Source organism: Nostoc punctiforme PCC 73102 (genome assembly GCF_000020025.1).
In the GTDB taxonomy this organism is placed as follows: domain Bacteria; phylum Cyanobacteriota; class Cyanobacteriia; order Cyanobacteriales; family Nostocaceae; genus Nostoc; species Nostoc punctiforme.
Genome location: NC_010628.1, coordinates 3263549 through 3286276, shown reverse-complemented (window position 1 = coordinate 3286276; position 22728 = coordinate 3263549). Strand labels below are relative to the sequence as shown.

At 40.7% G+C, this 22728-nt stretch carries 23 protein-coding genes and 1 pseudogene; 12 read left to right on the top strand and 12 right to left on the bottom strand.

Features of this window, described 5'->3' with window-relative positions; translation table 11 throughout:
- Positions 1–109: 109 nt before the first annotated feature.
- From NPUN_RS13405 to NPUN_RS13395, 3 genes are all read right to left on the bottom strand, one after another.
- Positions 110–2038, bottom strand: coding sequence for an ABC-F family ATP-binding cassette domain-containing protein (locus NPUN_RS13405; RefSeq protein ID WP_012409197.1), 1929 nt, complete (start codon positions 2036–2038; stop codon positions 110–112).
- A 71-nt stretch (positions 2039–2109) separates the two neighbouring features.
- Positions 2110–2526 (bottom strand): DUF1824 family protein, encoded by a 417-nt coding sequence (locus NPUN_RS13400; protein WP_012409196.1) that lies wholly within the window; start codon positions 2524–2526, stop codon positions 2110–2112.
- A 246-nt stretch (positions 2527–2772) separates the two neighbouring features.
- On the bottom strand, positions 2773–3621 hold the full coding sequence (locus NPUN_RS13395) for a prohibitin family protein (protein WP_012409195.1): 849 nt from the start codon (positions 3619–3621) through the stop codon (positions 2773–2775).
- A gap of 197 nt (positions 3622–3818) precedes the next feature.
- Between NPUN_RS13395 and NPUN_RS13390 the strand changes: the two genes are divergently transcribed.
- Positions 3819–5360 (top strand): phytoene desaturase family protein, encoded by a 1542-nt coding sequence (locus tag NPUN_RS13390; RefSeq protein WP_012409194.1) that lies wholly within the window; start codon positions 3819–3821, stop codon positions 5358–5360.
- Here the strand turns inward: NPUN_RS13390 and NPUN_RS13385 are convergent.
- Positions 5347–6021 (bottom strand): hypothetical protein, encoded by a 675-nt coding sequence (locus NPUN_RS13385; protein ID WP_012409193.1) that lies wholly within the window; start codon positions 6019–6021, stop codon positions 5347–5349. The two genes, NPUN_RS13390 and NPUN_RS13385, sit on opposite strands and share 14 nt — an antisense overlap.
- Before the next feature lie 786 nt (positions 6022–6807).
- Here NPUN_RS13385 and NPUN_RS13380 point away from each other — a divergent pair.
- The 3 genes from NPUN_RS13380 (at position 6808) to NPUN_RS13370 (ending at position 9472) form a co-directional block, all read left to right on the top strand.
- Positions 6808–7731 (top strand): hypothetical protein, encoded by a 924-nt coding sequence (locus NPUN_RS13380; RefSeq protein ID WP_012409192.1) that lies wholly within the window; start codon positions 6808–6810, stop codon positions 7729–7731.
- A gap of 296 nt (positions 7732–8027) precedes the next feature.
- The gene (locus NPUN_RS13375; RefSeq protein ID WP_012409191.1) at positions 8028–8924 is read left to right on the top strand and encodes a bestrophin family protein; all 897 of its coding nucleotides are present in this window, start codon (positions 8028–8030) and stop codon (positions 8922–8924) included.
- Positions 8925–8941: 17 nt separating this feature from the next.
- Positions 8942–9472 carry a hypothetical protein gene (locus tag NPUN_RS13370; RefSeq protein ID WP_012409190.1) on the top strand — a complete coding sequence of 177 codons (531 nt, stop codon included), beginning with the start codon at positions 8942–8944 and terminating at the stop codon, positions 9470–9472.
- Between the two features lie 73 nt (positions 9473–9545).
- On the opposite strand, the gene NPUN_RS13365 is transcribed toward NPUN_RS13370, so the two are convergent.
- Together NPUN_RS13365 and NPUN_RS13355 are read right to left on the bottom strand one after the other, a co-directional pair.
- A complete protein-coding gene (locus tag NPUN_RS13365; RefSeq protein WP_012409189.1) occupies positions 9546–11384 on the bottom strand; it encodes a bifunctional serine/threonine-protein kinase/formylglycine-generating enzyme family protein in 1839 nt (612 codons plus the stop codon).
- Between the two features lie 320 nt (positions 11385–11704).
- Positions 11705–12508 (bottom strand): ABC transporter permease, encoded by an 804-nt coding sequence (locus NPUN_RS13355; protein WP_083782390.1) that lies wholly within the window; start codon positions 12506–12508, stop codon positions 11705–11707.
- A gap of 686 nt (positions 12509–13194) precedes the next feature.
- On the opposite strand from NPUN_RS13355, the gene NPUN_RS13350 reads away from it, so the two are divergent.
- Positions 13195–14280: a glycosyltransferase family 4 protein gene (locus tag NPUN_RS13350; protein ID WP_012409187.1), complete on the top strand. Its 1086-nt coding sequence runs from the start codon at positions 13195–13197 to the stop codon at positions 14278–14280.
- Positions 14281–14345: 65 nt separating this feature from the next.
- Here the strand turns inward: NPUN_RS13350 and NPUN_RS13345 are convergent.
- Positions 14346–14924: pseudogene (locus tag NPUN_RS13345) on the bottom strand (DUF655 domain-containing protein); the annotation flags it as partial.
- Between the two features lie 19 nt (positions 14925–14943).
- On the opposite strand from NPUN_RS13345, the gene xisF reads away from it, so the two are divergent.
- Entirely contained in the window at positions 14944–16284 is a 1341-nt protein-coding gene (xisF, locus tag NPUN_RS13340; protein ID WP_012409185.1) for a fdxN element excision recombinase XisF, read from the top strand.
- Between the two features lie 23 nt (positions 16285–16307).
- Here the strand turns inward: xisF and NPUN_RS13335 are convergent, their stop codons facing one another.
- The 5 genes from NPUN_RS13335 to NPUN_RS13320 all read right to left on the bottom strand — a co-directional run bounded on the left by NPUN_RS13335 (position 16308) and on the right by NPUN_RS13320 (position 17911).
- Positions 16308–16529, bottom strand: coding sequence for a hypothetical protein (locus tag NPUN_RS13335; RefSeq protein WP_148220313.1), 222 nt, complete (start codon positions 16527–16529; stop codon positions 16308–16310).
- A 29-nt stretch (positions 16530–16558) separates the two neighbouring features.
- Entirely contained in the window at positions 16559–16765 is a 207-nt protein-coding gene (locus tag NPUN_RS40685; RefSeq protein WP_148220312.1) for a TFIIB-type zinc ribbon-containing protein, read from the bottom strand.
- Between the two features lie 90 nt (positions 16766–16855).
- Positions 16856–17035, bottom strand: a complete 180-nt coding sequence (locus tag NPUN_RS13330; protein ID WP_012409184.1) for a hypothetical protein — start codon at positions 17033–17035, stop codon at positions 16856–16858.
- 269 nt (positions 17036–17304) lie between these two features.
- The gene (locus NPUN_RS13325; RefSeq protein ID WP_041565384.1) at positions 17305–17508 is read right to left on the bottom strand and encodes a hypothetical protein; all 204 of its coding nucleotides are present in this window, start codon (positions 17506–17508) and stop codon (positions 17305–17307) included.
- A 139-nt stretch (positions 17509–17647) separates the two neighbouring features.
- Positions 17648–17911, bottom strand: a complete 264-nt coding sequence (locus NPUN_RS13320; protein WP_234711099.1) for a hypothetical protein — start codon at positions 17909–17911, stop codon at positions 17648–17650.
- A 190-nt stretch (positions 17912–18101) separates the two neighbouring features.
- Here NPUN_RS13320 and NPUN_RS13315 point away from each other — a divergent pair, with 190 nt between their 5' ends.
- From NPUN_RS13315 to NPUN_RS13290, 6 genes are all read left to right on the top strand, one after another.
- Positions 18102–18986: a hypothetical protein gene (locus NPUN_RS13315; RefSeq protein WP_012409182.1), complete on the top strand. Its 885-nt coding sequence runs from the start codon at positions 18102–18104 to the stop codon at positions 18984–18986.
- Positions 18987–19077: 91 nt separating this feature from the next.
- Positions 19078–19623, top strand: a complete 546-nt coding sequence (locus NPUN_RS13310) for an HD domain-containing protein (protein WP_041565383.1) — start codon at positions 19078–19080, stop codon at positions 19621–19623.
- A 71-nt stretch (positions 19624–19694) separates the two neighbouring features.
- A complete protein-coding gene (locus NPUN_RS13305; protein ID WP_012409180.1) occupies positions 19695–20387 on the top strand; it encodes a hypothetical protein in 693 nt (230 codons plus the stop codon).
- A gap of 224 nt (positions 20388–20611) precedes the next feature.
- On the top strand, positions 20612–21523 hold the full coding sequence (locus NPUN_RS13300; RefSeq protein WP_012409179.1) for a phage Gp37/Gp68 family protein: 912 nt from the start codon (positions 20612–20614) through the stop codon (positions 21521–21523).
- A 21-nt stretch (positions 21524–21544) separates the two neighbouring features.
- Complete coding sequence (locus NPUN_RS13295) at positions 21545–22087, top strand: hypothetical protein (protein WP_012409178.1); 543 nt, start codon at positions 21545–21547, stop codon at positions 22085–22087.
- 12 nt (positions 22088–22099) lie between these two features.
- Positions 22100–22699 (top strand): protein rep, encoded by a 600-nt coding sequence (locus NPUN_RS13290; protein ID WP_041565382.1) that lies wholly within the window; start codon positions 22100–22102, stop codon positions 22697–22699.
- The last annotated feature ends 29 nt before the right edge of the window (positions 22700–22728 follow it).

Here is a 22728-nt window from a genome sequence, read left to right as displayed (position 1 = left end):
CCCAATTTACAATATCATTGGCGGCAACCTACTGAGCAGGCATCAGTGATTAATAGAAGCATCGGGCGATTTCTAATCGCCCGGTATATTTCCAAACGTAAAATACTCGTTAAGACTCCATCTCCGCCAATTCTAACCACCGTTCAGTTGCCACATCGATCGCGTGCTTGAGTTTTTCCACACGATCGTATAGTTTCTGAACTTCGCTATAATTACCCGGTGACACATTCCCTAGTGTTTTCTCAGTTTCTTCTTTCTCAGCCTCTAACTCGGCAATTTTACCTTCCAACTGCTCAAATTCTTTCTTTTCCCAATTGGATAACCTACGCCGCTTGGTATTCTCTACATCCTTGGGTGAAGCCGTACCATTTTGAACTTCGGCATTTTTAGGCTTCTCTTTAGTGTTCGCAGCTTGTTGCTGTGCTTCTTCAGCCTTCTTATAGTCTAGATAAATCGAGTAATTACCTGGATATTGCCTCAGATTACCGCCTTCTTCAAAGGAAAATACTGTGTCGATGGTGCGATCGAGAAAGTAGCGATCGTGAGAAACTACAATTACACACCCGACAAAATCCTCTAAATAATCTTCTAATACTGCCAATGTCTGAACATCTAAATCGTTTGTCGGTTCATCTAAAATCAAGACATTGGGCGCACTCATCAAAACCCGCAATAGAAATAAACGGCGTTTTTCACCACCCGAAAGTTTATTAATTGGGGCATACTGTTGATTACCAGGAAACAAAAATCGCTCCAACATTTGCGAAGCAGTAATCTGAGTGCCATCGGTAATTTTGATAAATTCTCCTTCTTCTTTGATGTAGTCAATCACGCGCTGATTTTCGTTTAAAGCTGTGAGCAATTCTTCCGAATGCTGGTCAAAATAACCGATGTGAATTGTAGTCCCAATTTCCGCAACGCCTGAATCTGGCTGAATCTGACCAGTAATAATATCCATTAAAGTGGATTTACCAGCACCGTTAGCGCCGATGATGCCAATGCGGTCTTCTGGACTAAATTCGTAGGTGAAATTATTAATTAAGGTGCGTCCATTGTATGCCTTAGAAATGTTATTTAATTCAATAACCTTTTTGCCAATGCGACGACCAACTGTAGAAATATCAACTTTACCCTGAACTTCTTTAAATTCAGTATCCCGCAGAGCATGAGCGCGGTCAATTCTAGCTTTTTGCTTAGTACTTCTAGCTTTTGGCCCTTTTTTGAGCCATTCTAACTCGCGTCGCAATAAGCCTTGATGTTTCCGTTGACTACTGATGGCAGATTCTTCAGCTAAAGCTTTCTTTTCGAGGTAATATGAGTAGTTACCTGAATAAGTGTAAATGTCGCCTCGGTCGATTTCCACGATCCGATTAGTGACGCGATCTAGAAAATAGCGATCGTGGGTGATGAGAAAAAGTGCGCCGCGATAGCGATTTAAATAACTTTGTAACCATTCTACAGAAAGAGCATCCAAATGGTTTGTTGGCTCATCCATGAGCAAAACATCGGGTTCTGCTAGCAATGCTGATGCTAAAGCAATGCGCTTGCGATAGCCTCCAGATAAAGTGCCTATCTTGGCATCAAAGTCAGAAATTCCTAATTTGGTGAGGATGATTTTAGCATTAGTTTCTAGTTCCCAAGCATCATTTGTATCCATCTTTTGCATCACCGCAGAAAGGCGAGACATCAGTTGGTTATCATCTGGATAGTGAGCTAATTTATCTGATAGTTCTTCATACTCACGCACTAAAGCTGTATGTTCGCCACTGTCAGCAAAAACTTGCTCTAAAACTGTGTGATTTTCATCTAAATCTGGCTGCTGGGGTAAGTAGATGATTTTAGAACCGGAGTTAATTATAATTTGACCGCTATCAATGGATTCTAACCCGGCAATCATTTTTAATAGGGTTGATTTTCCCGAACCGTTAGTACCAATTAAGCCAACTTTATCGGTAGCATGAAGGCTAAAGCTGGCATCTTTTAAAACTTCTTTGATGCCAAAGTCTTTTTTAACCGACTGGAGTGTAATAATACTCATAAAATCTAGTAATTTTTCATTGACCGTTAGTTAGTAGGTAAAGCACATACCCTACCTACATTCGCCGAATTCTATACAAATAAATCCAAAGGTAAATGTCCATACATTTCGTTGATTCCGTCTTCGTGGTAAGACTGACAAGATACTAATACTCCACGATGATGTCCAGCATAAGAATCAAGATAGCACAAGCCATTTTTACCGTTTAATTTGATATAAACTGGCCCTTCCGGTGTCAGTAAATTGTTTGGTGGTTCATAACCCAAAGCCAAAGAGTAGGTCTTCATAGCCAGTATTCCTTCTTCTGCTGTATCGGCACAAATTCCTAAAATTTGATAATCAGCAAGTTTAGTTACCAAAATTAAGGCATCACGAATTACTTCTTTTTCTGATGGCTTGAGAATAGGTGCGATGTCTAAACAGTTAAATTTATTCAGTAATTTTTTCGCTTCTTCGGCGGTGAGATTGTGAGAATTGGAGGTTGACATAAACTTTGATTGATGAGCTTGTTGGTTTTTCTGTTGTGTTTGAGTTGGGACTAGCCCAACTTATACTATTGTGGATTTTAGACTTCGGCTTACCTCGGCTCTGGCTCCATCGAGCGAAGTCGAGATGCTCGGCACAAGTCGCTCAATCGAACGATTTTAGATTGCAAATCGTCCAAGTATTGTAGAATTTGTCTGAAAGTCAGAGCAAATTCTATAATAGAGAGCTTGTTATCTAATGCCAACTCCTTACGGTTGATTTGGGACATTTCCCAGGTTGAATATGAAGGGTACACCGCTTTTTGAGTCGCCACCCATAACGAGGACTTTGGGCATTTGTGCGCCGCCGCTCTTCCAAGCTTCAATTGCTTCTTTTTGTAAAACTAACTGTCCTCCTTGGGCTTTGAGTGTCTCTGCTAAAAGTCTTTGAGCTTCTGCCCTACCTTTGGCACGATTCACATCTGCTTGTGCTTCTTGTTCTGCTTCCCGTGCTACATAAACGGCTCTTTGCGCCCGTTGTTCAGCAATTTGTTTTTCTTCCACTGCTCTGGCAAATTCTGGTGAGAATGCTAAATCAACTACGCTAGTGTCTAACACAATTATCCCATATTTGTCTAAGCGATCGCCTAACGCTTGATCGAAGTCTTCTTTTAATTCACTTCTTTTAGTAATTGCTTCTTCTACTGTCCTTCTGGCGGCTGCAATTTTAAATGCTTCTTGTGTCTGAGGTGCAATGATTTTCGATACTATATTTGCTAATGTTCCTTGTTTCCTTCTAACTTCAACTACCTTGATAGGATCGAGGCGAAAGTTGATCGCAAATCTCGCAGATAAATTCTGCAAATCTTTTGTAGAACTCTCGGCTGGCACTTCAAATTTTTGAACAGTCAAATCATACACATCTATCACTGAGATAAAAGGCGGTTTCACATGAATCCCTTCCAATAAAGCCCCATCTCTAGCTTTACCCAAGATGCTGATGACTCCTGCTTCCCCTGGGTTAATAATGATAAAGGAATTTAGCCCCAAAATCACTAGTGTTGCTAACACAATTCCTAAAACTGTGGTTTGCCAATTTCCGAATTGCTGATTTTTCAAATTCCTTTCTCCAATAAGAATTAGTCATTTGTCATTTGTCATTGGGCATAATTATTCCCCATTTCCCATTCCCCATTCTCTATTCTCCATCCTTAGTGATGATATTAACCAATTAGAGCGGTTTCTGGATGGGGGAGCGAATGATATTATCCAAGTTTCTACAACTGTTTTAATTTATTGTTGCAAACGTCAGGGATATGCAAAACACAGATATAGTTGTTATTGGTAGCGGTATTGGCGGTTTGAGTTGTGCTGCTCTTTTGGCACGGTATGGCTTTGATGTGATAGTCTGCGAAAGCCACTCTATTGCTGGAGGCGCTGCTCATGGTTTTGAGCGCAATGGTTTCAAGTTCGACTCTGGCCCGTCTCTCTATTCTGGACTATCTTACAGCCCCTCTGCTAACCCTTTGCGACAAGTGTTAGATGCAATTGGTTCTGAATTGCCATGCGTCACCTACGATACTTGGGGTTGTTGTCTACCAGAAGGTGATTTTGACACGGCGGTTGGTGCAGAGCAATTTTGTGAAGTGCTAATGAAATTCTGTGGTGATGATGCTGTTGCTGAATGGCAAGAACTCCAGCGCGTTATGGAACCATTTGCTAGGGCTGCAACTTCCATACCACCAGCCGCATTACGCTTTGATTTCGGTGCAGCGAGAACTGTGGGCCCGTTTGTCCCATCTCTGACAAAAAATGTGGCGAATATAATTAAGCTGACGGGTCCCTTCAGCCGGATTATGGATGGGGTTGTTAAAGACTCTTTTACCCGAAACTGGCTAAATTTGCTGTGTTTTCTCCTTTCTGGATTGCCCGCAGATGGTACTAGCGCCGCAGAAGTAGCATTTATGTTTGCTGACTGGTATCGCCCAGATGCAATCCTGGAATATCCCATTGGTGGTAGTAGTGCTTTAGTTGACAGCCTTGTACAAGGATTAGAGCGTCACGGTGGGAAGCTGATGCTAGGCGCTCATGTAGAAGAAGTGCTTGTAGAAGGTAATCGTGCGGTGGGTGTGCGTCTGCGCGATCGCTCCGAAATTCGCGCCAAACTAGCAGTAATTTCTAATGCCTCAGTTTGGGACACATTGAAATTATTACCAGAAAAGGCAATACCCAAACAGTACCGCAGCAAAAGACAAGCTACACCTGAGTGTGATAGCTTTATGCACCTGCATTTAGGCATCGATGCTCAAGGATTACAGTCAAATTTGCGGTGTCATTACATCGTAGTTAATAACTGGGAATTGGGCGTAACAGCACCTCAAAATGTGGTGGTGATCTCTATCCCTTCAGTTCTCGATCCATCTTTAGCGCCAGCAGGTAAACACGTGATTCATGTGTATACACCTGGTAATGAGCCATACTCTTTCTGGCAGGGAATGGATAGAAGGAGTCAAGAATACGCTGAACAAAAGCGATCGCGTGCAGAAGTAATGTGGCAAGCTTTAGAGCGGATAATTCCAGATATTCGCTCTCGTTGCGAAGTCACACTTGTTGGTACACCGTTAACCCACGAGCGTTATCTCCGTCGTCACCAAGGTTCTTATGGCCCGGCAATTCAGGCAGGAAGTGGTATGTTTCCTAGCCCCAGCACACCCCTACCAGGATTGATGTGCTGTGGCGACTCAACATTTCCCGGTATTGGTTTACCAGCAGTCGCCGCTAGTGGGCTGATTGCTGCCAATACCCTTGCACCAGTTAATAAGCATTTAGCAATGCTTCAAGATATCAACTGTATTTAATTTTTCGAGTATAAAATTTAGTTGCCAAGAGAGCCGCACCTGCTGCCAAAACTGCTAGCACACTATCAGGTTCGGGTACGGCAGCAACTTGAGCATCAATTCGTGCAGTTCCAGCAAATAAACCTGTCAAGTCAGGGTTCCCTAGTATTTTTGCAAACTCTGGAGAAACCAGCAATTTAACATCAGGGATGGTTAAATTTTGACCATCAAATGCCGCAGGTTCTGTAATACTCAAATCAAACAAAATTGTATTTAAAGAAAATGTGTCTCTTAAAACAACTCCGCTAGCATCTTGAACGGTACGTCCTGGAGCAAAACCAATTGAAAAGTCACCAACAGTAATTTGATTATTAAAGATAACAGTACCAGTATGTTCGATTGTCCCTGATAGCGGAGTAAAGCCGCCCTCGTCGCTAAACGTAAAGTTAGTAGCTGAATCAATGTCAAAGCCAACTAAATAATTGCTGGGAATTGGTGCAACTATATTATTGCTGCCTGTCAAGGTTAGCCCGATACTTTTAAGAATATCTTCGTGATCGCGATCGATGCTGGTAACTCCTGATATCACTTTAAAAGTTGCAGCATCTACCTGCATGGGTGCAATTGACATAAAAGCTGCGGTAGTACAACCAACAATCCCTGCAAACTGAGAAAAACGCATATATATCCCTGATGATCTTTGTAGTTTATTTTATCGGAAAGTTCTCTTATTTAATCTAAAAAATTAAGCATTACTGTTAAGAAACTACACTCAAAATATAAAAACATAGTTTTTGAAAGTTTATATCAAGTCACGATCAAGTTAATATGGATATTTAAGTTTTATAGTTAAAAATACAAATTTAATTAGATGGTTAAAAATAAATATCACTGCTCATGATATGTCAGAAAGTATGAGGCATAAGCTATTAAACATAAAACACGAGAAAAATATAGTTAGGTTTAATTATGCCCACTGCAAATTATTTCACCTTAAACACATTCAAATTCGATTCATAGCGATCCAAAAGTTTCCTTTCTCCTGACGGTTGATTTACTTAGCTTGAATTCTAGGCTCTATTTCTGTCATTATTACTTACTTGTGGCGTATGATAAATTCCTGGTATAAAAAATTATGATATGTTAATTAAATTTTGCTAAATTAAGCAGGTTGCACAATTAAACTATGAACTGGCGCTCACAATCCGGTTATCTCAGCGAAAGCCACTCTGATTTTGAATCAGTCCATATTTTATTAGGATGCTTCTTGGCTGATCGCCATTATTGAACCTTGGAAACACGTCGGCTATAACCTATTAGGCGAACACGTCCGTGCCTCCATTAATGTTGCCTATATTGCTCAAAAAATTGCAGATTGTGATTCAATTGTGTTTCCCTTTGTGGTCGTCTGTCTGGACTCCTCGATCCAGAGTTAGTTATTCCTATTATTTCCTCCGGGTTAGCGGTTGTGGTTGAAGGAGGCGATCCTTCTGTACGCGATGCTTCTACATTTGCAGGCAGTAAAGCTTCTTTAAAAGACCTACATTTGTTTATAGAGAAGTTGTTACTGTCGCGATCGCCCACTAGTGCGCCAGCTATTTTTATTTGTTTAGGGCATCAGCTCGCTGCACAAGCGCACATCAGCTTGATTCAAAGAGCAGTACGGCAAGTGCTTGATATGAAAATGTTACAGCGCGATCGAGGTAACAAAGCACTCCACGCGTTGCAGAATGTTTGTCAGCAGATTCAGAGTGTTGGCGAGACACTCCAAGTTAAGAAAAAGAACGGCCAACTAGTTGCTTCAAACTGGAACGATTCGGAATTTACAGTTGGGCCAAACGAATTTAAAGAAGTAGGCGATCGCCAGTTGCTTCACTATCAATCACCGGATAGTGAAACCTCTGGAATTCCACAACAGTTAATCACAGCACATGAAGTCACCGCCGATGAATTTGAAGGGGTGATTGATACCTCAATCGAGTATGAACATGAACTGAATATTGCGATGTTCCACTCTGATGAAGTCAACGAAGAAGCTATGCTATTTGCTAATTGGGCATATCGTCTACTGCATAACACAATCATTCCTTACCGTTATATTTTGGCGGGAAGTTCCTTATCTTGGCTAATGCAACTTCCCTTTGCAGTAGAAATTTTATGTTCAACAACCCATGAGGGCGAAGTACTCACAGAATGTTCTGCCACCTGCATTAACTACAAAGATTTTGAGAGTAAGGTGATTCGTCGCTCCTTTACCTGTCAATTCCATCCCGAATTACTCACAGATTTGCGGGTGGTGGGTCGGCGTGAACCTCCTTCCTACGCCCAACTCAAACGGGATGATGGAGCGAGATTGTTTACACGGCTTCTCTATGCCGGAATGCAAGAATAAGTCTATTATTTAGCTTGCGCCACACAAAGCAAGTAGGTCAGCGTAAATAATTATCGTTGGGATAAGGCAGTTTTTGCTGAAGGCAGGGAGCAGGGGGAAAGAAGGTTTTAACCTTGTTTACTTTCTTCACGCAGTTTGCTTTTATTGCACCGACTTACTTATAGCGCAGGTACTACTTTTAAGAATGAAGATAACTATTGACTTTTTAGCTTTTTAACACAACTACTGATCTATTTGATTAATAAAATAAATTTAATCTAAATGGATTTTTATCAGGCTCAATCATTGAAGTTAGGATGAAAACAAAAACAAAAAACTGGTTTAGACTGGCTTTCCAGCTTAGAGGGTCAGTTATTTTAGCCATTTATCAGCGAGTTATTGGATTTGGTATATTTAGTTTTATTATTTCTATACTCTACTATTTCAAACTCCCTGTATCCCAACCTATTTTGGGAAGTATTATTCCCAGCATCGTCTTAGGCTTATTACTGGTTTTCCGAACTAATACCTCTTACGAACGGTTTTGGGAAGGTCGTAGATTATGGGGAAACTTAGTCAACGATGCTCGTAACATGGCTTGGCAAATTGGGGCAATACTGAACGAAGTTGAACCAGAAGATCAAGCCAAAAGAATTGCCGTGATGCGCCTGGTAACTGCTTTAATTGTGGCGTGTAAATTGCATCTTAGGTCAGAGCCTGTAAGTAGCGAATTAGAAGAATTGGTGTCTCAATCTCAATATTTACAGCTAAAGAAAATCAAAAAGCCGCCATTACAAATTGTTTTTTGGATAGCAGATTATCTACAACAGCAGTATCAACGTGGTAATGCTGTATTACATTACGGTCATGTAATTTTTTTGCAAACTACTGTGAAGAGTTTGATGGAGTCTTTAGGGCACTGCGAACGCATTTTAAGAACGCCCCTCCCCCTAGCTTATTCCATTCATCTCAAGCAACTATTATTAATTTACTGTCTGTTATTGCCTTTTCAGTTAGTTAAAGATTTGGGATGGGGAACAGGGCCATTTGTTAGTTTGATTAGTTTTACCTTACTTGGCATTGAAGAAATTGGGATTGAAATAGAAAATCCCTTTGGTTCCGATACCAACGACTTACCCCTTGATGCTATTTGCAATACAATCAAATACGATATTGGATGTTACTGGACAAGCAAGAATATCGAGATGTCTTGAGTTTAATTGGACTATAAGTGATCGCAGAAGCTCAAAATAATCGTACTATTTTTACATTGGAAGAAACTCGTGCTAAAGATAGCCTAATTGAACTAATTAGGCTATGGTATCGCACTAGTATTCGTGACCCTAATTTACTCGATACTGATGCGTTTGTTATTCCTGATGAGTGGGAACGCAAGATTAATCTGCTGAAACGTCGGGCACAGGGACTCTATCAGAAAATTTCAAATCCCCAAAGCGAAGAAACCCGCTTGGATGATTATGTAATGGAGTTAAATCAATGGTTGCGAGAACGATTTAAGGAACCCCGACAAAAATGGCAAGAGCCTAAAGTTTTAGTGAAGGCAATAGAATATGACGATGAAGGCAATTCTTATATTAAATTCCAACTTAATTTTTTTGTAGATAATATGAAATTAGAGGATGGTCAACGGGGCGATCGCGTTAATAGCCAAATCTATCAAGAAGTTGTGCAATATCTCAAAAATAGCAAAATAAATAGCAATTCAAACAATAGCATAGCAGCAGAGATGATTGAGGTATAAATGTAAGATAAAAAAGAATTTACATTGGTGAAAATCTGTTGTTCATAATTTCTACAGCCTTTGAATTAGATTGCTAAATAATCTCCTCTACGGAAAATACTACTCTAAAGCCACAAACCCTCAGTCCACCGTCTGACTCATTCCAGCTACGGCTGGCGCTGCGACACAGTTCGGCATTGAAACTCCAAGAACCACCACGTAGCACTCGGCGATTAATATCACCGCCAACTTCCCAGGCTGTTCCATCTGAAGGTGCATCGCTGTAATTGTTGTGCCACGAGTCAGCGCACCATTCCCAAACTAGCCCGTGCATATCGTATAATCCAAAGGCGTTGGCGACTCCAAAACTACCGACGTTGGTTGTCTCTCTACGAAATTTGCTTGCTGTTTCAATAGTGCAACTGACTAACTCAGAGGTAATGGTTTCGCCAAAGTGGAAGGATGTTGTAGTTCCAGCCCGACAAGCATATTCCCATTCAGCCTCACTGGGTAAACGATAGTCGCGTCCAGTTTTTTCTGATATTCTGAGACAGAATTCTACAGCCTCATACCAAGATACATTTTCTACTGGTCTATCTAAACCTTTAAATTTTGATGGATTGGGATTTAAAGCTTGTTTGATTTTGGGTAAAGCTGCTACTACTCTCCACTGTGCTTGAGTTACGGGAAATTTCCCCATAAAAAACGGTTTGACGGTAACTTTATGTCGAGGACGTTCATCAGCATCTCCTTCACATTCCGGTGAACCCATCATGTAAGTACCGCCAGGAATCGATACCATTTCTAAGGTGACAGATTTACCCAATTCTTCGGTAAAGAAGTTTGCATTACCACTCATGCGGTTTACTTCTCTACCACCTGTGTCTACTGTCACTACGTCAAATTCAAAGGTTTCTAAGGGAGGTAATGGTACTATTACTTCCTGTGGTAACGGCGGTAATATGGGTTGAGACATCGAAACAATTTTCAGGGCAACCGGTTCAATGTTCGATGTTGCAAATTTCAAATCATTGATAACTTCTACTGCTGTTTGATATCTTTCACTAGGTAGATGTTTTAGTAATTTCTCTAAAATTCTCTCTAAGTCTTCGCTGATAGTAATACTTTTTTCTTGTAATCGTTCGCGCCACAACCATTTAGCATTCATGGCATCATAAATAGGGTCATTAACCTGTCCAGAAGCATCCTGCAAAGGCAAACATCGAGTTAAAAGACGCACGCAAGTTACACCTAAAGCATACAAATCACTGCCGTGACAAGCAAATCCAGCCATTTGTTCGGTTGGGGCATAACCAAGGGTATAAATTACTGTAGCCTGTCTTCCTAAACTGGTTTGTGTTACTTGTTTAGCACCACCAAAGTCAATTAATACGGGTTTTTGATCGCTTGCACGGCGGATAATATTTTCTGGTTTGATATCCCGATGAATGACATTATGTGTATGAATGAATTCCAGAACTGGCAATAAATCAGCTAAAAGTTCCCAAACCTGCTTTTCACCATAGATTTGTTGCTGAACTTCTTGTAAGAGAGTTTTTCCTTGAATAAATTCTTGAACAAGATACAAACTAGCACCTTGTTCAAAATAAGCTAGTAATCTGGGAATTTGAGTATGATTTTCTCCCAGTTCATACAACCGAAAAGCCTCTTCTTTAAAAAATTCTGCTGCTTTGGTGCGTTGTCCGGTTCCCTGAAATTGGGGAAAAAATTGCTTGATGACGCAAGGCGCGTTTAGTCTGTCTACATCTTCTGTAGCATAGGTTCTACTAAATCCACCTTCACCTAAGAGTCTTAATACGCGGTAACGGCTTCTTAGAAGTTTGCCAAAGCTGCTTTGTCCGCAACTCACGCAAAATCTATTGCTATCAGAGTTGAATGGATTTGAGCAATTGGGATTTTGGCAGATTTGCATAATGAGGGGGAAATAGCATTTTCTCCAAAGTTAGCCCCAATATTATCTAATTGAAAACAGTTATGTACAGAAGCGAACACGGAAGTTTATTCATGTGCTTAAACTTCTTTGAACACGAGAACAAGAAGATGAATAAATTTTATATATTTATCTATGTTGGGACGTTTTTAACTATTGGTAAATACAAATACATAAGTATGAAGAATGTAGAGGTGTTTACATTGCAACGTCTCTTTGAATATAGCTTTTTTTGCCATCTAAAAAAGTTCATGGAGAACCAAGTTATCCATAATTTTGATTATTAATTGCAAGTTTTATTTTTAGCTTTTATTTTCTCCAGAAGCGCGAATTAATTCAGCTATAAATGCAACGATCGCAGATACTGAAATCAACATGACACTCAGCGCGTTAATATCAGGCTTGACTCCTGTTCTAATCCGGCTAAAAATTTCCATTGGTAGGGTGTTAGAACCGCTACCGGCAGTAAAGCTGGAAATCAGAAAGTCATCTAAGCTGAGGACAAAGGCCAAAAGACAACCAGCTAAAATACCAGGCATCAATTGAGGTAATAATACTTGGATGAAAGCTTGCGTTGGTGTAGCGCCTAAATCTAGTGCTGCTTCTTCTAGGTGGGGATCTAAATTGGTAAGTCGTGAAGCAACTACAAGTCCGACATAAGCTAGACAAAACACGATATGCGCTGCAACTATCGTCCACAAACTTAGGGGTATGGCAAAGGCGGCTAAACAAACTAGGGTTGCCACTGCGATCGCAATGTCGGGAATAATCAATGGTAAGTAAGAAATACCCCGATACAATTTCTTGCCAGGAAATTCGTAACGCGCTAACCCAACTGCCATCAAAGTTCCCAGCACGGCTGAAACCCCAACTGCACAACCAGCAACTATCATACTGTTTTGCAAGGCTGATAAAATGCGATCGTCGCTGAACAACTTGCGATACCAATCGAGAGTGAATCCTTGCCAAGTTGCGCTATAGGGCGACTGATTGAAGCTATAAAAGCTAAGTACCAGTATAGGCAGGTACATGAACACAAATATTACTAGTGAGAAAACCGCTTGCCATGAGACACGCGGTTTTTTGAGAGATGGAGAGATATTCACGTTTATATATATTATTTTTATTGATGGCAATACAAAATATCATATTTTATCTAATAAGTCAATTATTTAACTCTGTTTTCTCACTCTTGGCTACGAGGGAATCCAACTCATGGAGGTAATTCTCGTGACTTCCTATTGCCTTTAAATAAGGTCAACAAGAACAGAATTGATTGTTACCTTGAAAAACTTGGATAGAACTTCTAATAAAATTGCTGTTTTTGATTTCAAACTACCTAATTTACCCAAATATGTCTTTTGGACGGCTACAGTTTATCTTTTAGAGTACGGAAAGCCGCCCAAAGAGTATCTACAGATTTTATTATTTAATTAATATTTGTAAATACGATACTTGATAAGCAAAATTGGATATTTATCGCCTAATATCACTATTTAAAGTGAGTTTTGGCAATTTAATAAAATTATTATTCATCAAAAAATCTATATTTAAAATTACACCAAACAACCAAAAATTAATATATCGGAATAGATTTACCTCTTTAGGAGTGGGTAATTTCCGTACTAAGATAGACAAACAATATAGAAGAAGCAGCATAAGATTTGAAGGAAATTGTTAATAAATTTAGTATCCGAAGTTACTTTCTGATGCCAAGTTAATTAATTACAAGCACTACGACAACAGAAATAAAAAACTTCTAATTCTAGCTTTGTTTTTTAGGAGGTTTGTGATGAGAATTGCTCAAGTAGCTCCATTATGGGAAAGAGTTCCACCTCCAGCTTATGGAGGTATAGAGTTAGTAGTGGGGTTACTAACCGATGAATTAGTCCGACGCGGACACGAAGTAACTTTATTTGCATCGGGAGATTCTATCAGTCTGGCAAAACTTGTGTCAGTTCATCCCCGTGCGCTCAGACTCGATCGCACTATCAAAGATTACAGCGTTTATGAAACGCTGAATCTCGCTTCGGCGTATGAACGCGCAGAAGAGTTTGATATTATTCACTCCCATATCGGGCATGGGGCACTGGCTTACGCAAATCTCGTCACAACCCCTACGGTTCACACGTTGCATGGGATTTTTACCTCTGACAACGAAAAGATGTTTAGTTTTGGTAAAAAACAACCCTACGTTAGTATTTCTGATGCACAACGAGAACCAAGGTTAGGGTTGAACTGTATAGCAACGGTCTACAACGGAATTGATGTCAGCAGTTATAATTTTCACGCCCAACCAGAAGATCCGCCTTACTTAGCGTTTTTGGGTCGGATGTCTCCTGAAAAGGGAGCGCATTTAGCAATAGAAATTGCTAAACAAGCCGGTTGGTGCTTGAAAATGGCAGGCAAGGTAGATGTCGTTGATGTGGAATACTTTGAGAAGGAAATCAAACCCCACATCGACGGAGAGCAAATTCAGTATTTGGGTGAAGCTAATCATGCTCAAAAAAATGCCCTCATGGGAGGCGCATTTGCAACTCTGTTCCCCATTACTTGGCGGGAACCCTTTGGATTAGTGATGGTTGAGTCAATGGCTTCGGGTACGCCAGTGATTGCGATGAACTTGGGGTCTACTGAAGAGGTAATTTCCCACGGTAAGACGGGTTTCCTCTGCAATAATCTTCAAGAGTGCATCAGTGCTGTGGATCGGGTAATAGAGTTAGACCGCTATACTTGTCGCCAATATGTCGAAGACCTTTTCAGCGTTGAGCAAATGACTGATGGCTATGAAGCGGTTTATCAAAAAATAATAGCAGAACGATTTTCTCGGAATGGGCATTCACGCAATTTGATTGCTTTAAGTAGCGATCGCATTTAATTTGTGTGCCCCAGATCCCCGACTTCTTTGAGAGGTCGGGGATCTTATTTTTTAAACAAAAACTGCTACCAAACCACGCGATCGCGCCATTTTTCCAATGTCTTCGCCTTAACCCCTGGAACTCTTTCTAAGTCTTGTAAAGATGTAAACTTTTGCTGTTGACGGCTAAGAATTATCCGTTGTGCTAACTTCTTACCCACGCCAGGGAGAGTTTCTAATTCTGGCAAACTTGCAATATTAATATTTATTTGTTTAATTGCTTGTAGTTCACTTGATGAAGAACTTTTGATCTGGGGACAGCGTGTTTGTTCTAATTTCACCTTTTCTTGAATTGCTGGTGGTAAGCCGGGTTTAACTTTGGCATAAAGACGAGCAAATTCTCGCACATAGTGAGCCGCAACTATGGGATTTTCAATTACTACAAGTGTCTCATCGTTACCATTATTGGCAGCGTCTGACCAATTATGAGAACCTGTAATTACTGTTTGGCTATCTATTACACCAAATTTGTGATGCAATAAATCGCCTTTAGGTAACACAGTTATACCTACAGTAGTAATTGGATTTTGCCAAGGATGATTATCAACTTCATATTTACATTTATTACTGAGAGCAACTCCCATCATATCTAAGGCTTCACTGTAGTGAGAGTTAAAACGGCAAATGAAACAAAAACTAGGTTACGGAAGGGTTTCGACAAACGAGCAAGCTGATTGTACTCATGCGGCTGCCCAACAAATTAACCGACTAGAGCGTGCTGGCTGCCAAGAAATATTTTTTGATATTCAATCAGGGAGTGATGATGACCGACCTGAATTTGAAAAATTGATGGCATTGGTGCGATCGCGCCAAGTAAGTTGTGTGTGCATTACCCGTGACGATCGCATTACAAGGCGGGGAATCACAACTTTGCAAATCTTAGAAACATTTTTTCGGTGTGAAGTGCAGCTAGAGATATTAGATGCTGGCGGACTGATTGACCTTGCTAATCCCTATCAATGGCTACAGCGCAGTCAAGCTGGGCTAAATGCCGAATTTGAAAGCCGAATGCTGAGTATGAGGATTAAAAAGGGGTTTGAATACTTCCGTGAAAAGGTAAAAGCTAATCCTAAGCCACCCTACGGCTACATTCGAGTAGATGAAAAATACCAACTTGACCCCAAAGTCAACGCCCGTGGTCAAATTGAGGCATTTTTGGCGGTGCGATCGCTCCAAGGCGCTTGCCGATTAATTGATGAGAAATATGGTAAGCAGTGGACGGCCAACGGTTTGCGGCGCTGGTTGCTTAATCCCACGCTCCGAGGACACACACCCTATAATCGCACCTACGAACAATGGGAAACCATAATTCACAATACCCATTCCGATCAAGCGGTGATGACTGAAATTGAATATCGGGTCATTTGTGAGATTTTCCAAAATAACAAACAGTACTGGGGCCAAAACCGCATCGCTAGACAGTATCCTTTGGGGGGGTTGATGTTCTGCGGCGAATGCCAAATTAAGATGACCGTGGCACACGGGGGAACTGCCCCTAATGAAAGAATCTATGTTTATTGTCGCCGCCGCAAACAGCGCATTCAATCTCAAACTTGTTCACAACGACGCACGCCGCGTATTGAAATCGTGGAAGATGCAGTGATTTCAATGTTGGTCAAAAAATCTAGGGAAATTGTTAATTTTGCCGGTATTACCGCCACCACCATAGAACCCCAAGAGTTGATGCAACTGCGATCGCGCCTAACTGCTTTATCTCAATTAGGGTACGATCCAGACATTGAGGATGCAAAAACCAAGTTACAGCGACGCATCAATGAATTTGTTTATAGCTTGGGCGATCGCCAAGTTGAAACTGATTCTAGAATTGATATGCTCAAATCGTTCCCCGATCCTTTGTATTGGCATACGCTGCCAGATGATGAAAAGCGGGTAATATTTCGGGCGTTGATAGAAAAAGTGATTATTAAAGACGGAGTGGTTAGTTCGGTACTTTTTAAAATTTAGTTGTCAAAATCTCCATTTTGCACTTAACGATACCCAGATCCATTACAAGGTGTGCATTTCTCTGAAATGAATTCATCAAAATTTTTATAATCAAATAAACTGCGACTCTTGCCTTTGCCGTGGCAGAAAGGGCAAACCCTAAGACAATCATCATACAGTTGGCAAGGGTTATTGTGCGATCCAGGTTCCCAGTCATCGTCACCGTTGTAATTATCACCGCCATCATCATCAAATCTGTGAGTCATAATTCCATTTTGTCTTCTGGTGGCTCCAATTAGCCAAACCAATCGCATTCCTCACATCGATTGGCTTCCTCCATTTCATCCCAGACAATATCATGAGAACCGCAGTTTGGGCACTCTGGGCGATTTGTGTAGCCCTCATGGTCTAGATTGTCTGTTGGATCGTAGTCGTCGGTTGCCGTAATCTGGTTTAACTTCTGAACAGAAAGCTTTATATAAAGTGGATAGTTTTCAGTCATAATTCCTATTTAGTACAATGGGATTGCCCTGATAAATGCAAAGGCTTGCTTTCCGCCTCTGTCAGGGCGGCATAATTAGTATTTCGTCACTTAATATTCATCGTCATATTCATGACCGATATCTATATCCCCAATGTCTATCTCTACTATCTTGCCTATACTATCTACATGGATTGAATCAATTTCTAACTGGCTACGTGAGGCGCGGATCTGTACTTCCATATCTAAAGGAAAAGATTGTAATTCAGTAATTAATTCCTCAACTGTCATTATTTTAAATTTTTATAGTACAAAAATACTTTTATCAAAAGCGACTACTTCCACTTAATAAAATTTTATATATTGGACGAAAGTCAGTTTTTGTAGCTTAGACAAAATATCTACTCCAATCTTTTTAAATTAGCGCAGTGTTCGAGCTTGCGGGTACCATCGGAATATTCAACCAAGGAATAAGGTGCTATTGCCATAGTGCGCTCTATCAAAATGCAAATTTGTCGTGTTATTTCGTTGATATATTTCATAGCAATTTTCTGTTTTTGTTATTTGACTTTCTGAATTCCTTTACCTGCATTACCATAAAGAATTGTGTCGCCATCACTATCCACCACCTCAATGTATCCATTTGGGTGAAAATCTGGATAAACATAGTGTTTTACAGTACCAAATTGCTGAAATGGCTTACACTGCTCATCGTGAGACTCAAAAACAACGCGATCGCCAGGCTTTAATTTTCTTTTGCCCATTGTTCATAATTCAATCATGGTTTTGTAATACCATTGCCATGCTACACCAAAAATTAACCCGCCAAATCGTTGGCGGGTTTTTCATGAAGCAGTTCTTTAAGTTTTTCGTGTATTTGCCTGAGAGATGCGTTCTCGTCTCTCAGGCGACGGATTCCCCCTGGTATTCTTTCTCCTTTGTCTGAAAAGCTTGCTCTAGAACAGATAAGCGCTCTTGTAGCAGAGCAACATTGTTTTTTAATTCCGTCACATCGACATCAGCGGGTGATTCACCAAGATATTCATCAATCCACTGATTGATGATATCCGTTATCTTCTTGCCCTCTCCCTCCAGTTTCTCGGCAAACCTGTTCTTTTTATCCGGATCTACTTGTACTTGAACAAACGTCCTGTCTCTTTTTGCCATGATCATACCCTTATCAATACCCTCAAATTAGCAATATCTGAACGTAATGACAAGTGTAATGCTTTTGGTATTGACAGTAGCATGATTGTGGCATTACATTAGATACAGACAACCAAAAAGGCGATCGCCTACTTACCACGGCACGCAATCGCCTCTTGGAACCTTATACAAACATCAGGTACAAACTATCATGACACAGCATCTTTATACACAGCAACGGTTAGAAGGCAAAACCCTCCAAGAATTAAAGGCGATCGCCTCCCAATTAGGTGCAGCAGCCCAAGACAAGCGCCTTAAGCAATCTTGGATTGAAGCGATTTTAGCTAAACAGCCTCAACCAGTTGTTGCGCCGAAACCATTAGTAGAAATGGATGGCGATACCTGTTTGGTTGAAGGGAAGGCGATCGCCACCATCACCAATGACGAAGAATTAACCCAGCCTTGGGTAGTCAAAATCGAAGGAGTAGAGGTACACCGTAACGCTACCTGGGCACGCTGCTATGATTACGTGCGCTGGCATTATAAGCAGGGAACCTTGCCAAGCCCTCAACCGGAGCAGGTTGATGATTACTTATTCCATGAAGATTTGCCAGCGGACAATCAGCCCAAAGTTGGGGATAGCCATTTTATAGGTAATTATTTACTTCGATGCATTCAGGTTGGTGGTGATTACGTCGCCGCTTGGAACGTGCTTGATGATGGCATTCCAATGGGCGAAATCAAAATGACTTGGCAGTGTTTTTGGGAGCATAATCAAAGCTTCACTACGTTTGCCACTCCCCAAGAAGCAGTGGCGGATTTGCATGAATCGGCGCTACTCGTTTGCCAAAAGCCCCTTGTGAGCATGAGCATCATGAAGTTTTGTGCATCGGCAGCACTAGGTATAGCTCTAGTCGCCCAATGTATGATGCCTATCCATGCCAAGGAAATCTGCAACAGGGGTGATGGTAGGCGAGATGTAGAATGCACTGCCGTTGCAGAATATACGCCCCAAAATAATGGTGGGCCAGATTGCGGCCCTTGTTTGGGAAGTGGAACTAGATTTAAAAAACAATTAATGAAACAACTTTCCTGAGTCTAGTGAGATCGCCCTTTTAAAACGGGCGATCTCACTAAACCGTATGTTTCTGCTACGCTCAACACAACTATTCAAATTCAAACATAATATGGCAAATTTCACTGATTCACCAATTCTCACAAATCGCTTCTCCGAAGCCTTAGTATTCGCTCATCAAGCGCACCTTCATCAAGTCCGCAAAGGTGGTACAAAAGCACCTTACATTTCGCATTTACTAGCAGTTGCCAGTTTGGTATTAGAAGCTGGTGGAAATGAGGATGAGGCGATCGCTGCTCTCCTTCACGATGCAATTGAGGATGTCCAGGTTGAACCCCGGTTAATCATTGAAAAATTTGGGGAAAATGTTTGCAAAATTGTCCAAGAGTTGAGTGAGGATAAAGCGCTTCCCAAAAAAGAGCGCAAGTCCCGTTATATTGAATCAGTTTGCTGCTTTTCTAACTCAGCAATTCGAGTCAGTATTGCTGACAAATTGCACAATATTAGGTGTTACTCTCAATCCCCTGAACTATGGGGAAAAGAGCAGTACGAATTTTATAAAGACTTGCTTTTCAATTATGAACAGTTTGTTGTCAGCAATGAACTTCTAGAAAATCAAGTAATAGAAATAGGTTTGTTGATGGAACAACTTTCTTGATTCAAGGGCGATCGCTTTTTAACTCAATTGGCGATCGCACCCGTCCTATGGATTGTGGAGTTTAAAAAAGTATGACGACTGAAATTAAATTAGGGTTTTGTAAAGCGCCTGAACCAATATATCTCTACATCAAAAGTGGAGAGATGGAAGGCAACGGTTACACATGGTACTACTACGACTTTGACAAAGAAAAAATAACGCCCGAATACAATACGGGGCTGTGCGGCTATTTATCGGAGTTGCGGTTAACATCTAGGGAGTTCAAGGGCAAAGAAAACGTCAAGCTTGATATCGTTATTAACTCCAACGAAACCTATATTATCCGTACTGGCGTTGAAACCAACTTTGCAAAAACATTTCTACTTGCGATCGCCCTCGTTGAAGACCTTACTAAACCTCTAATTATTGGCTGCGCTGCTGGTGAAGAAAACGTGGTTTTTTGTCGCGTTTATGACGCGACGACTAAATCTAGAGTAAAAGCAGAATGGAACCCTAGCGCTGACTGGGCGGGAATTATCCAGGATACTAAAGCTAGGCTTGAGGGTAATAACGCTCCCCCCTCTTTGGTAAAGAGCCAACCACCAAAAGCCTCACGAGAAACGTTACTAGCAGAGAGCGATCGCCTGATTGCTGACTTGAACTGGAGCGCTTCTCAAGGCAAAGAATACCTGTTAAAAAATTATAGCAAGGTAGGGCGAAGCCTTTTAACTGATGCAGAATTGTTGGATTTTGTAGGGAAGTTGCAGAAAAATTTTGATGTCTAGCACAGGATACAGCGATCGCCTTTTCAAGAGGATGATGAGAGGTCGATAGGCGCAGGCGATCGCGCAGCGTCTCGTAGAGAAGCCCGCCGCAGGCATCGCCTCTTACGAACAAAATGTATTAAGGGCGATCGCTCAAGGGATGAGTGAATCTGATGCAGTCTATCGATGGGTTAGTCGATGCCTTGATGAAGATGCAGCAAATAATACTTAGTTAAAGAAGAAAAATGAGTACAAATATTTCTTGGACAGATGAGACTATTAACCCGATAGTTGGGTGTTCTCGCATTTCCGCAGGATGTCAAAATTGCTATGCATCCACAGCAGCAGCATCCGCAAGACTGCAACAATTTCCACAATACCAAAAAGTAAAAGATTGGAATGGAACTGTAGAATTTGCAGAATCGGCACTACTCAAGCCTTTGTCATGGAAGAAGCCTAAACGAATATTTGTTTGCTCAATGAGCGATTTATTCCATGAAAACGTGCCAGACCAGTGGCGCGATCGCGTTTTCGGAATAATGGCAGCAGCGCACTGGCACATATTCCAGGTTTTAACTAAACGTCCATTGAACGCTCTGAAGTATTTTCAGAATTTTAATTTAGCGCAAAGAATTAAAGATGCTGGAAATCTAGTTTGTAAGCCAGAACTCCCACTTAAAAATGTGTGGTTTGGAGTAACTTGTGAAAATCAAGAAATGGCAGACAAACGCATTCCTATTCTATTGCAAATTCCTGCTAAGGTGCGTTTTCTTAGTTGTGAACCGCTTTTAGAAGAAATCGATTTATCTGAGGTATTTGGGCTGTATGAATATGAGGAAGGTAAATTTGCCTTAAAAGTAGGGTCAAGGTGGGAATCATCACCAGATTGGGTCATCGTTGGTGGTGAGTCAGGGAAAGATGCAAGAGTTTGCCACATCGACTGGGTGCGATCGCTTACTAGGCAGTGTCAAGCTGCTGAGGTTCCAGTTTTTGTAAAACAGTTGGGCAGTAATTGTATCGAATCATTGCCTTATATCGCTGGCGTACCAAGCACCGATTACCAATTTAAAACGAGCGATCGCAAAGGTGGCGATATTTCAGAGTTTCCAGAAGATTTACAAGTGAGAAAATTTCCAGATATTCACAAAACACGATAAACTAACTGGGTGGATGAATGGATGGATACTTTAGATTTACAGTCAGTCAGCACTGAAGACGTTATGCTTCGTTACGGCATTAAAAGCCGTACAACCTTAAACAAATTTCTTGAAAATGCTGGTGTGAATAGTTTCAAGGAAGGACGCAAGACTTTCATTAGAATGTACCAATTAGGTGTTTTGGATAGATCCGCCCATGAATTAAACTATCCAATTAATCAATCATCCAATCAATCCATCCAATCAATCCATCCAACTGATTCAATTAAAAGTGAACAGATGGAATTAGCAGAAAGCACAGGATTATTCCCTCTGACTACAGTTGACTTGCTGTATATTACTTGTGAGTATGAAAACCTGCCAAGGCTAGCTAAATGGCTTGCTGGTTATGCTTTCTTGGAGAAGATGTCATCTGGCAGAGTAATTTTACCAAGAGACGTTGTGTTAAAAATATTAGATTACAAAAGATTACCGACTTGCAAAGATGGTTATTTTAGGTATGGGAACTTTGTTTTTCTCATGATTGGCGACCATAAAAAAGAATGGCTGGTTAGCAAAAAATAGGAATAAACGCTGTTGGTAAAGTCTCATGCAAAAAATAAAATTTATAGAATTTTACCTCAGATTTTGGCTGATTATTCCAATGCGCGGTGGGTATCTTTGACTCTTCTGGCGAATGACTGTTCATCCGATGAATTGTTACGAACAACTTTAGATTTGATGAACGAATCACTTCGTAGGTTAGTTAAGCTTAAAATTTTCCCAGGAATAGGGTGGATTAAGTTTGTTGAGGTGACTCAAAGATGTGGTGGTAATATTCGCCCTTGCTTTCATATTTTAATGATAGTGAAAGCTTCGTATTTTGGTCACGGGTATTTATCGCAAAAGAAATGGGCTGAAGTGTGGCAGCGGTCTTTAAGGGTTGACTATAGTCCAACTGTAAGTGTAAAAAGATTAAACCCTGAGCAAGATTTATTGATAGGTTTAATATCTGAATCTGCGAAATATTGCTCAAATGAAGCAGTTATTTTGCAATTATCTCAAAGAGTACCTAATGTAAAGACAGTTACAATTGGAGGCATTTTACGTAATTATTCGGATTTGTTAACGCCAATCAATATTACTCCTGCTTCAATTTTTCCGTCTGATAGTTGCGCTGGAGGTATTCCCTCCTGAATCAAAGTTTTTTGATGAGGCTAATATTT